This is a genomic window from Roseateles sp. (assembly GCF_031397715.1).
Classification (GTDB): domain Bacteria; phylum Pseudomonadota; class Gammaproteobacteria; order Burkholderiales; family Burkholderiaceae_C; genus Paucibacter_A.
The window spans coordinates 1-11,089 of sequence record NZ_JANNMI010000438.1 but is presented as its reverse complement, the minus strand read 5'-3'; the positions used below and the strand labels follow the sequence as shown (position 1 = coordinate 11,089).

The 11,089-nt window shown below is 65.3% G+C and carries 12 protein-coding genes; 6 read left to right on the top strand and 6 right to left on the bottom strand.

Annotation, left to right across the window (positions count from 1 at the left end; genetic code table 11):
* The 3 genes from RMO57_RS19310 to RMO57_RS19300 all read right to left on the bottom strand — a co-directional run.
* Positions 1 to 280: purine phosphoribosyltransferase family protein (locus RMO57_RS19310; protein WP_310389438.1), on the bottom strand; the 280-nt coding region annotated here is incomplete at its 3' end.
* A gap of 85 nt (positions 281 to 365) precedes the next feature.
* A complete protein-coding gene (locus RMO57_RS19305) occupies positions 366 to 1,859 on the bottom strand; it encodes a diguanylate cyclase (RefSeq protein ID WP_310389436.1) in 1,494 nt (497 codons plus the stop codon).
* Between the two features lie 82 nt (positions 1,860 to 1,941).
* Positions 1,942 to 3,201 carry an acyl-CoA dehydrogenase family protein gene (locus tag RMO57_RS19300; protein ID WP_310389433.1) on the bottom strand — a complete coding sequence of 420 codons (1,260 nt, stop codon included), beginning with the start codon at positions 3,199 to 3,201 and terminating at the stop codon, positions 1,942 to 1,944.
* A gap of 179 nt (positions 3,202 to 3,380) precedes the next feature.
* Here RMO57_RS19300 and gshA point away from each other — a divergent pair, with 179 nt between their 5' ends.
* Positions 3,381 to 4,934, top strand: coding sequence for a glutamate--cysteine ligase (gene gshA / locus RMO57_RS19295; RefSeq protein WP_310389431.1), 1,554 nt, complete (start codon positions 3,381 to 3,383; stop codon positions 4,932 to 4,934).
* A gap of 2 nt (positions 4,935 to 4,936) precedes the next feature.
* The gene (locus tag RMO57_RS19290; protein WP_310389430.1) at positions 4,937 to 5,806 is read left to right on the top strand and encodes an urease accessory protein UreD; all 870 of its coding nucleotides are present in this window, start codon (positions 4,937 to 4,939) and stop codon (positions 5,804 to 5,806) included.
* 138 nt (positions 5,807 to 5,944) lie between these two features.
* On the opposite strand, the gene ureG is transcribed toward RMO57_RS19290, so the two are convergent.
* Genes ureG through yut form a run of 3 tightly spaced genes read right to left on the bottom strand, consistent with a single transcriptional unit; the run spans position 5,945 to position 8,883 of the window.
* A complete protein-coding gene (ureG, locus tag RMO57_RS19285; RefSeq protein WP_310389429.1) occupies positions 5,945 to 6,589 on the bottom strand; it encodes an urease accessory protein UreG in 645 nt (214 codons plus the stop codon).
* A 31-nt stretch (positions 6,590 to 6,620) separates the two neighbouring features.
* Positions 6,621 to 7,895, bottom strand: coding sequence for a DUF1576 domain-containing protein (locus tag RMO57_RS19280; protein ID WP_310389428.1), 1,275 nt, complete (start codon positions 7,893 to 7,895; stop codon positions 6,621 to 6,623).
* Between the two features lies 1 nt (position 7,896).
* Positions 7,897 to 8,883, bottom strand: a complete 987-nt coding sequence (gene yut, locus RMO57_RS19275; RefSeq protein WP_310389426.1) for an urea transporter — start codon at positions 8,881 to 8,883, stop codon at positions 7,897 to 7,899.
* 284 nt (positions 8,884 to 9,167) lie between these two features.
* Here yut and ureA point away from each other — a divergent pair, with 284 nt between their 5' ends.
* From ureA to RMO57_RS19255, 4 genes are all read left to right on the top strand, one after another.
* The gene (gene ureA / locus RMO57_RS19270; protein WP_310389424.1) at positions 9,168 to 9,470 is read left to right on the top strand and encodes an urease subunit gamma; all 303 of its coding nucleotides are present in this window, start codon (positions 9,168 to 9,170) and stop codon (positions 9,468 to 9,470) included.
* A gap of 37 nt (positions 9,471 to 9,507) precedes the next feature.
* On the top strand, positions 9,508 to 9,687 hold the full coding sequence (locus RMO57_RS19265) for a hypothetical protein (protein ID WP_310389422.1): 180 nt from the start codon (positions 9,508 to 9,510) through the stop codon (positions 9,685 to 9,687).
* A gap of 5 nt (positions 9,688 to 9,692) precedes the next feature.
* Entirely contained in the window at positions 9,693 to 9,998 is a 306-nt protein-coding gene (locus RMO57_RS19260) for an urease subunit beta (RefSeq protein WP_310389439.1), read from the top strand.
* Positions 9,998 to 11,089, top strand: a 1,092-nt coding sequence (locus RMO57_RS19255; protein WP_310389420.1) for an urease subunit alpha, incomplete at its 3' end; no start/stop codon positions are given. The genes RMO57_RS19260 and RMO57_RS19255, both read left to right, overlap by 1 nt.

The following is an 11,089-nucleotide window of genomic DNA, read 5'->3' as shown; positions in this document are numbered from 1 at the left end:
TAAACGGCAGCTTGCCTTTTTTGCGGATCGGGATGAAGCCGACGCCCAGTTCGTAGGCCAAGACCGAGCCGATGATGAAGCCGCGCGCATCCAGACCGGCGATGGCGCTGGGCCTATGGTCAAAGTAGCGGTGCACGAATTGATCGATCAAGACCCGGAACACGCGCGGATTCGAGAGCAAGGGCGTGATGTCGCGGAACTGCACGCCGGCAACCGGCCAATCGGGCACGGTGCGAATGTGGCTGCGGATGTAATCGGCAGGGCTGAGGATGGTGGACATGGCGGGCTGGTTGTTGCTGCTGCTGCTGCTGGAGCGGCCGATGGTACGCCCAGCCGCGTGGCTTCAGACAGTTCGAACAGGTCTATCAGGCCGCTTGTTCACTGCAAACCAAGCGCGCCCGGCCGCCCTGCTTGGCCGCGTAAAGCGCCGCATCGGCATGCGCGACCAGGCCCACCGCTTGCGCCTGCGGGTCGCCCACACCGGCAACGCAGGCAGCCACCCCCAAGCTCAGGCTGAGCCGGCGGCGCAGTGGCGCTGCGTCATGCTCGATCGCGGCCAGCCGGATGCTGTCCAGGCAGCGCTGCGCCACCACCATGGCACCGGCCAGATCACAGTCGGCCAGCAGCAGCACAAACTCTTCACCCCCATAACGGCACACCGCCTCGCCACCGCGGCCGGCGCAGGCGCGCAAGAGCTCGGCCACCCGGATCAAGGCTTCGTCGCCGGCCACATGGCCGTAGCGGTCGTTGTAGAGCTTGAAGTGGTCGATGTCGACCATGATGCAGGCCAACGAGTGCCCATGGCGCGCGCTGCGCTGCCATTCCTGCTGCAGCAGCTGATCGAAGTAACGTCGATTGCCCACGCCAGTCAGACCATCGGTGATCGATTGTTTGGCCAGCTGCGTATTGGCCTCTTGCAGCGCCACTTCCTGGCGCTTGCGCTCGCTCAGGTCGGTGATGATGCAGACGAACCGATGGGTGGTGGCGGTCTTGACCTCGGCCACGCTCAGATGCAGCGTCAATTCTTGCCCATCGCGGTGGCGCGCGGTCAACTCCTGCGGGCGGCCCACCAAGGCCTGTGGGCTTAACCGAGCGCCCATCCAGACACCAAATAGCAAGTCGATATGGCTGCCCGTCAGCTCGCTCGCCTCGAAGCCGAACAGCGCCTCGGCGGCCGGGTTCAGCGCCAGCACATGGCCGTCAATGTCCAGCGTCAGCACGCCATTCGGCGTGGTCTGCACAAAGGCCTGCAGATGAGCCTTGCTGGCGGCCAGCCGCTGTTGTTCATGGATCAGATCGCTGATGTCCATGCGCACACCGATGACGCCGCCAGCGCGGGTGTGGCGCTCATGGATGCGCACCCAGCGGTCTTGATGGAGGTTTTGCAACAAGGGCTCGCTGGGGTGATGGCGCGCGGCTGAGCGGGCGGCCATGCGCTGCGCCAGCCATTCCTCTTCGCAGCCTTTTGCCGCGGGTACACCGCCCAAGGCAATCGACTTGCGCACCAACTCCTCAAAGCTTGCGCCGCGCTTGAAGTCCGCCTCCATATGGGGATAGATGTCCAGCAAATGCCGGTTGAAGGCGACCAGACGGTCGTTCTCATCAAAGATCTCAACGCTGGCCGGCAGGGCCTCAATGGCTTCCTCCAAGGTTCGCTTGGCTTGGGCAGTCTCGGCCCAAGCCCGGCGCAACGCCAAGGCGCCCAGCGCCACGACCAGGCCCGCAACCAGCAAGGCCAAGGTCGCCAGGTCGGGCTCCACAGCGGGCCCCAGCCACAAACTGACCAGCACCATCACCAAGCCAATGGTGGCGGCAACTGCGAGCAGGCAGCGGGTCAGCAAGGGCTTGAGTTCTGGCATGGAGGCGCAGCCTAAAGCACCCTCCCCCTGCTGACCATAACCCCCCTAAAGAGGGAAGTGTTAACCCTGTATTTCCTCGGCCTTAGCCGCCACGGGTCACCGGCATAGGGACTTCGCTCGGCGACGCCCGGTAGCGGGCCAGCTCCAGCTTGGCGAGCGAGTTACGGTGTACTTCATCGGGGCCGTCGGCCAGGCGCAGCGTGCGCTGGTGCGCCCACATCAATGCCAGCGGCGTGTCATCGCTGACCCCCATGCCGCCGTAGACCTGGATCGCCCAGTCGATCACCTTCAAGGCCATATTCGGTGCGACGATCTTGATCATCGCGATCTCGGCACGGGCGCCCTTGTTACCGACGGTGTCCATCATGTAAGCGGCCTTCAGCGTCAGCAGGCGCGCCTGCTCGATGCTGCAGCGCGCTTCGGCAATGCGCTCTTGCGTGACGGTCTGCTGGGCGAGGGTCTTGCCGAACGCGACCCGTGCGACGGCGCGCTCGCACATCAGCTGCAGTGCCCGCTCGGCCGCGCCGATGCTGCGCATGCAGTGATGGATGCGGCCGGGGCCTAAGCGGCCCTGGGCAATTTCAAATCCGCGCCCCTCGCCGAGCAAGATATTGCTGGCCGGCACCCGCACATTCGTCAGCTGCACCTCCATATGGCCGTGCGGCGCGTCGTCATAGCCGAACACGTTGAGCGGCCGCAGCACCGTGACGCCGGGCGCGTTGGCCGGCACCAGCACCATCGCCTGCTGCACGTGGCGGCCGGCCTCGGGGTTGGTCTTGCCCATCACGATATAGACGGCGCAGCGCGGATCACCGGCGCCGGACGACCACCATTTGGTCCCATTGATCACATACTCATCGCCGTCGCGCTCGATCCGGCATTGAATATTGGTGGCGTCGCTGGACGCCACCTCGGGCTCGGTCATCAAAAAAGCCGAGCGCATCTCGCCGCGCAACAGCGGCTCCAGCCAGGTGGTCTTGTGCGCCTCGCTGCCGTAGCGCTCGATGGTTTCCATATTGCCGGTGTCGGGCGCCGAGCAGTTGAAGACCTCGGCCGCCCACGACACCCGGCCCATAATTTCGCACATCGGCGCATATTCAAGGTTAGACAAACCCTCGGGCGCCCGGCTCGACTTGGGCAGGAACAGATTCCACAGCCCGGCCGCACGCGCCAGCGGTTTCAGCTCTTCGATCAATTGCGTCGGAATCCAGGCATTGCCGGCGCGCCGATTCGCCTCGACCTCGGCAAAGAAGCGCCGCTCGTTGGGGTAAATGTGCGCATCGAAAAACGCCAGCAAACGTAGCCGCATTTCTTGCACCTTGGGGCTGTAGTCGAAGTTCATGCTGAGTCCATTCTGGGTTGATCGGCGATGCACCAGTGTGGCCCAGCCGCGCCGGCTTGCTTGTCACCGAGGCGGCAAGTGGCACAAAATGATGAGCCCCGCCCAAGACAGATGTAGCCCGCGTCTGTTACCGTGCGCGGCTGATAAAAATACAAAATGCCGCTGAATTGGAACTACGGATGAACGAACAACAGCCAAAAACCATCGCCAAGGCTGACCTGACCGGCATCCGCCGTGGCATCGAAAAAGAAAGCCTGCGCGCCCGGCCCAACGGCCACCTCGCACTCACGCCACACCCTGCCGCCTTGGGTTCGGCGCTGACGCACCCCCACATCACCACCGACTACAGCGAGTCACAGGTTGAGCTGATCACCGGCGTGCATGGCGGGCATGCCGGGGTCGAGGCTTGCCTGGCCGAGCTGACCGAGGTGCATCAGGGCGTCTACAAGGTGATGCAGTCGCTGGCATGCGGACAAGATGACGGCGAGCGCCTGTGGGTCGGCTCGATGCCCTGCGAGCTGCCGACCGACGAGACGATTCCGCTCGGCCGCTACGGCAAGTCCAATGTTGGCCGCTCCAAGAGCGTCTACCGCATGGGCCTGGGCCAACGCTACGGGCGGCGCATGCAGACGATTTCGGGCATCCACTACAACTGGTCGATGCCGGGCGTCAGCAGCGAGCAGTACTTCGCGCTGATCCGCAACTTCCGCCGCCACTCCTTTTTGCTGCTCTACTTGTTTGGCGCGTCGCCGGCCTTGAGCTCCAGCTTTGTCGAGGGCCGCGAGCACCGCTTGCAGCGCTTTGGCGACCACAGCCTCTACCTGCCGCACGCAACCTCGCTGCGCATGGGGCGCCTCGGCTACCAAAGCGATGCGCAATCCGCGTTGGCGGTCAGCTACAACTGCCTAAGCAGTTATGCCGACTCACTGCAGGAAGCGCTGACCCGGCCCTACGCCCCTTACGAAGCGATCGGCGTGCGCAACCCCGGCGGCGACTACAACCAACTCAGCACCAGCTTGCTGCAAATCGAAAACGAGTTCTACGGCACCATCAGGCCCAAACGCGTGGTGAAGGCCGGCGAGCGCCCACTGCATGCGCTGCGCGAGCGCGGTGTCGAATATGTCGAAGTGCGCTGCATGGACCTGGACCCCTTCATGCCGGTCGGCATCAACGCCCAGACCGCGCGTTTTCTGGATGTTTTTCTGCTGCATTGCCTGCTGACGGACAGCCCAGCAGACACCGCGGCCGAGATCGCTGCACTCGGAGAGAACCAGCATCTGGTGGCCGAGCATGGCCGCGAACCTGGGCTGCGTCTGCTGGATGCAGCAGCGCCGGGTGGCAGCCGTTTGCTGAGCGACTGGGGCACCGAGCTGCTGGATCAATGCGCGCCCATGGCCGCGTTACTGGACGAGGCCCAAGGCAGCCAGGATCACGCCGAGGCGCTGGCCGCCGCCCGCCGCACGCTGGCCGACCCCGACAGCACGCCGTCGGCACGCGTGCTGAGCATGATGGCCAGCGACTTCGACAACCGCTATGTCGACTTCATGTGCCAACAGTCCGAGCAAACCCGTCAGCTGATCCTTGGCCTGCCTTATAGCGAAGCGATGGCGCAGAAGTTCGCCGCCCAGGCGCGTGACTCGGTGGCCGCTCAGCAAGCGATCGAAGCGGCCGACCTGCTGCCGTTTGACGCCTATCTGCAGCAGTACATGGCGGCCGAGCAGATTCGGGTTTAGGCATGAGCACGGAAGCCGCGCACCCCGCCGGTTGGGCCGGCCGACTCGTCCTCAACTACCGCAGCGAGCCCTGGCATGACGGCGGCCGCCGCACCGTGCTGCACAGCCGCCACGAAGGGCCGCTGCGGGTGCTGGCCAGCCTTTACCCTGAGGCGCCGTCGGTTTGCCACAACGTGCTGGTGCATCCGCCCGGCGGCGTGGTCGGCGGCGACAGCCTGCATATCGAGGCCGAGCTGGGTGCCGGCGCCCATGCCTTGCTCACCACGCCGGGGGCGACGCGCTTTTACCGCAGCGCCGGCCGGCCGGCGCTGCAATCGCTGAACGCCCGCCTGGGCGCAGGCGCGCGGCTCGAATGGCTGCCGCTGGAAACCATCGTCCACAGCGGCGCACTGGCCGAAAACCAGATGCAGTTCACGCTGGCGGCGGGCGCCGAAATGCTGGGCTGGGATGTGCTGGCCCTGGGCCTGCCGGCCTCGGCTGAGGACTTCGAGCGCGGCCACTACACCCAGAGCATCGAGCTGCCGGGCGTCTGGCTGGAACGCGCCAGGCTGGACGCCACCGACCGCGCGCTGTTCGACTCGCCGCTGGGCTGGGCCGGCCACAAGGTGCTGGCGACGCTGTGGTTTGGCGCCGGCACGGCCCTGACTGAGGCCCGTCGCACGGCCCTGCTGGACGCCGCGCGCGGCCTGCTCGACGCCAGCCCGCTGGCCGCCAGCGCCGGCGCCAGCTCGCCCCATGCCGAGGCGGTGGTCGTGCGCGTGCTGGCCGGCCGGGTCGAGCCGGTGATGACGCTGCTGACGCAGGTGCGCGCCGCCTGGCGGATGCTGGCCTGGGAACTTGAACCCTGCGCGCCTCGCATCTGGCGCTGTTGAGTAATACGAACGCAGAGGGCGCGGAGCAAGGCGCGGAGAGCGCAGAGGACGCGGCGTCAGTGGCCCTCTCGACTCTGCGTCCTCCGCGTCCCTCCGCGCTCACTGCGTCCGTATTCCCAGCAAGCCATAGTTGAGCCCTCAACCCTTCAAGAGCCCCTTGGTTTCGATGAAGGAGATGACCTCCGCCAAACCGGCCTTGGTCTTCAAGTTCGTCATCACAAACGGCCGGGCGCCGCGCATGCGCAAGGTGTCGGCCTGCATCACGCCGAGGTCGGCGCCGACATAGGGTGCCAGGTCGGTCTTGTTGATCACGAACAGATCGCTCTTGGTGATGCCGGGGCCGCCTTTGCGCGGGATCTTCTCGCCGGCGGCGACGTCGATCACGTAAATCGTCAGGTCGCTCAGCTCGGGGCTGAAGGTGGCCGCCAGGTTGTCGCCGCCCGACTCGATGAAGACGATGTCGGCATCGGGAAACTTCTCCAGCATGCGGTCCACCGCTTCGAGATTGATCGATGCGTCCTCGCGGATCGCCGTGTGCGGGCAGCCGCCGGTCTCGACGCCCATGATGCGCTCGGCCTCCAGCGCGCCGGCGACGGTCAGCAGGCGCTGGTCTTCCTTGGTGTAGATGTCGTTGGTGACGACGACCAGGTCGTACTGATCACGCATCGCCTTGCAGAGCATTTCGACCAGGGTGGTCTTGCCCGAGCCGACCGGGCCGCCGACGCCGACGCGCAGAGGCGGCAGACGTTTGCTGCGGCCGGAGATGTGGTGAAGTGAAGTCATGGTGCGGCTGCTTTCATGGGAGATGAACAAATTATGGAGTCTTGGCCGGGTCGTCCGGCGGCGCCCGCAGGGCCAGGATGACCGGCACCAGAATGGCCGCCACCAGGCCAGCCGCGAAGCCGTTGTTGTACAGCACCAGGCCGCCATGCAAATGGCCGACGCTTTGCGCCACCGACGAGTGCACAAAGCCGGCCACGATGCCCCAGCGCCAGCCGAAGCGCCCGGCAATCGGCGCCAGCGTCGTGCCGAACAGCGCCGCCAGTACCGGCGAGGCGTCGTGCGCGTTCCAGTCCTTCAGCATCGCGCCCAGAAAGACGCCGAGCATGATGGGCGCGATGTTCTTCGGGTGTTTGCCATAGGCCGAGAAGCCGACGATGGTCAGGATGGCGCCCAGCGTCGGGCCGTTCAAGTCGCCGCCCACCGCCAGCACATAAGCGATGCCAATGACGCCGGTCAGGCTCATGTTCACCAGCGTGGCGCCGATGCCGAACAGCGCAACAAAGTCGCTCGGTGCCTGGCCGGCTTGGCGCAACAACAGCAGCTGCTTGTGTAAGGCTTGGCGGTCGAGCAGCCAGCCGCCCAGCGCCGTGGCGGCAAACAAGCCACCGAACATCCAGCCAAGTAACCAGTTATTGCCACTGGTCCAGATGAACACCGGCTCGGGCACGAAGCCGTAGGACTTGTACACCGCCACGATCAGGCTGCCGATGATGCCGGCCACAAAGCCGATGTTGTAGAGCGTGTAGCCCATATGGGCGCAGCTCAGGTGCGCGGCGGCCGGTGCCAGCACAAAACCGAGCAGCAAGGACGTGGTCACCGCCAGCGGCAGGCTGAGGTGCAGGGGCAGGGCCGAGCTGAACAGGATCTCGGTGAAGATCGGTGCCAGCGCCGCGCCGAAGAAGGCGGTGTTGATGTGCTTGGCGAAGGGCTCGCCCTTGTAGCGCGCAAACAGCCAGACGCCGGCGATGACGAACCAGACATTCAGCAAGCTCTTGCCGAACAGCGCGAAGCCCAGCACCAGGAACAACGCGGCTACCGCCGACCCACCGATCTGAGCACCCGAGCGGTAGTAAAAGCCGATCGCGATCAGCGTCAACAACCCGGCATTGATGAAGGCGCCGCCGATGCCGCCCAGGCCGATGTAGTCGGTGATCAAGGTGTCGCGCGACGTCAGGATCTGCAACAGGCCGCTGGCGATCTGCTGCGGCGAGTCGACAGCAAAAGCGAAGCCGATCAAGGCCAGCGGGAACAGCGACAGGATGGCCAGCAGGGCGCGCTTGGAGTGCTGGGGTGGGTCGGCTTGCATGCTAACTGGCGGCCTCAGTGGTGGGCGAAAAATGCTGTTGCGGCAGCAAGAACAGCCAGGACGTCAGCACAAATGGAAAAGTCAGCGCCGGAATCCCCAGCGGCGCCACGGCCACATTGACCGCGCCTTGCACCACCACGGTGAAGACGGTGGCCAGCGCCGCGTAGACAAGCACGCGCGGAGCTGGCTGATAGAACACCGAGCCGAGAGCAATGGCGGTCAGTACCGGGCTGAAACCGAGCAGGCCGGCGCTGATCAGCGCGCTCTCTGCGCCCAGCAGATGGGCGGTGATGACGGCCAGCAGGGCGCCGGCGAGCGCGCATGCGGCCGCAGCGCGCGAGCTCACCGCCAGGCCGGCCAACAGCAGCAGGGCCGAGATCGCGTCACCCTTCAAAAACACCTGCGAGATACTTTTAAAAACACCAGCCATGAAGGCTGCAATGTCCAGTGGGTTGGTCTCGGCCGGATCCAGGAACTCGGTGTCGCCGCCCGCCGACGCCAAGTCCAGACCTGCAAACGCATGGGCGGCCAAGAGCAGCAACCAAGTGGTCAACACAAAGGGAAAGGTCAAGGCGGCGACCCGCCAGGTTTTGGTCACGTTGGCGGTGCCCAAGGTCGCCACCACCGACACCGCCGCGCCCAGCAGCACATAACACCACAACAACAGGGACGGCGCCAGAAAGGTCGGCAAGGCCAGGCCGACCAGCACGCCGTTATAGCCATAGAGGCCGGCGGCCAGACCGGCGCGGTCAACGCGCAGGGCGATGGCGGTCTGCGTCGCCGCCACCAGACCGAGCAGGCCACCGAACGCGACTTGCGGCATGCCGCCGGCGTACGAGCCCCAAGTGATGGCGGCCAAAAACAGCAGGCCGGTGCCGGGGTGGTTCTGAAACATCACCTGGCCAATGCCGCGCAGATTGATGTCGAGGAACCGCAGGGCGCTCGACGCGGCACAGCGTCGCTCCCAACTTTCCAGCATGGCGGTCATCTGCGCTCCTCGGCCAAATTCGGCACATGAATGGTGGCATGGCCCGCTCGGCAGAGATCGAGGGAAAACACTTACTCCGAAAACTTCACCGTACAAATTGAAGGCTAGGTACCATCCTGTTAAATCATTATGTTCAAACCAGCCAACGAGCGCGAAAGCCTCCCAGGGCGCTGACGTCCCGTGTTCATTCGCGCGAGCGGATGCACGGGCTAGCTAAGGATTGAGATGGAACTTACCCCCGTGTTCATCCGCTCAGCGGATGCTCGGGCTAACTAGGAATTTTGATGGAACTGACCCCCCGAGAAAAAGACAAGCTGCTGTTGTTCACCGCCTCGCTGTTGGCCGAACGGCGCAAGGCGCGTGGCCTCAAGCTCAACTACCCGGAGGCGGTGGCACTGATCAGCGCCGCCATCATGGAGGGCGCGCGGGACGGCAAGTCGGTCGCCGCGCTGATGAGCGAGGGCAAGCTGGTGCTGACTCGCGCCGACGTGATGGAGGGTGTGGCCGAGATGATCCCCGACATCCAGATCGAAGCGACTTTCCCCGACGGCACCAAGCTGGTGACCATTCATCAACCGATTGCCTGAATCAAGCCAAGCCAACCCAAGCCAAGGACTCACCGTTATGCGACACCTGCTTGCACCCGTTTTACTCAGTGTTCTCAGCGTACTCAGCGGCACTGCGCTCGCCCATGAGGGCCATGGCTTCAGCGGCACGCATTGGCATGCCGGCGATCTGCTCGGCCTGCTGGTGCTGGCGATCGTCGGCGCCGGCGGCGCGCTCTGGTGGTCACGGAGGAAGTAGCCATGCTGATCCCCGGCGAACTGCTCACCGACGGCCCCGACCGGCCCCTCAATCCGGGCCGCCGCACGCTCAGCCTGGTGATAGAAAACAGCGGCGACCGGCCGATCCAGGTCGGCTCGCACTACCACTTTGCCGAGACCAATGCGGCGCTGCACTTCGACCGCGAGGCCGCGCGCGGCATGCGGCTGAACATCGCGTCCAGCACCGCCGTGCGCTTCGAGCCGGGCCAGCAACGCACGGTCGAACTGGTGGACTTTGGCGGTGACCGCCAAGTGATCGGCTTCCGCGGCCTTGTGCAAGGAAAACTGTAATGTCAACCATCACGTCCCGAGCCTATGCCGAGATGTACGGCCCCACCGTCGGCGACCGGGTTCGGCTGGCCGACACCAATCTGATCATCGAGGTTGAGCAGGACTACACGCTGCTGGCCGGCGGCTATGGCGAAGAAGTGAAGTTCGGCGGCGGCAAGACCATTCGCGACGGCATGGGCCAGGGCCAGCGCGTCAATGGCCCCGGTCCCGGCGACGCGGTCGATTGCGTGATCACCAATGCGCTGATCCTCGACCACTGGGGCATCGTCAAGGCCGATATCGGCCTGCGGGGTCAGCGTATCTGCGCCATCGGCAAGGCCGGCAATCCGGACGTGCAGCCGGGCGTGGACATTGTCATTGGCCCCGGCACCGAAGTGATCTCCGCCGAGGGCATGATCGTCACCGCCGGCGGCATCGACAGCCACATCCACTTCATCTGCCCGCAGCAGTTCGACGACGCACTGGCCAGCGGCGTGACCACGCTGCTCGGCGGCGGCACCGGCCCGGCCACCGGCACCCTGGCCACCACCTGCACCCCCGGCCCGGCGAACCTGGCGCGCATGCTGCAGGCGGCCGACGGCTTGGCCATGAACATCGGTTTTCTCGGCAAGGGCAATGCCAGCCAGCCCGAGGCCTTGCGCCAGCAGATCGAGGCCGGCGCCATTGGGTTGAAGCTGCACGAGGACTGGGGCACCACGCCCGCGGCCATCGATTGCTGCCTGGGGGTGGCCGAAGAAACCGACACGCAGGTCTCGATCCACAGCGACACGCTCAACGAATCGGGCTTCGTCGAAGACACCATCGCGGCCACGAAGGGCCGCACGCTGTGCGCCTTCCACACCGAAGGCGCCGGTGGCGGCCACGCGCCGGACATCCTGCGCGTGGTCGGCGAGCAGAACTTCCTGCCCTCGTCCACCAACCCGACCATGCCCTACACGGTGAACACGGTCGACGAGCACCTGGACATGCTGATGGTGTGCCACCACCTCGACGCCAGCATCGCCGAGGATTTGGCCTTTGCCGAAAGCCGCATCCGCCGCGAGACCATCGCCGCCGAGGACGTGCTGCACGACATGGGCGCGATCAGCATG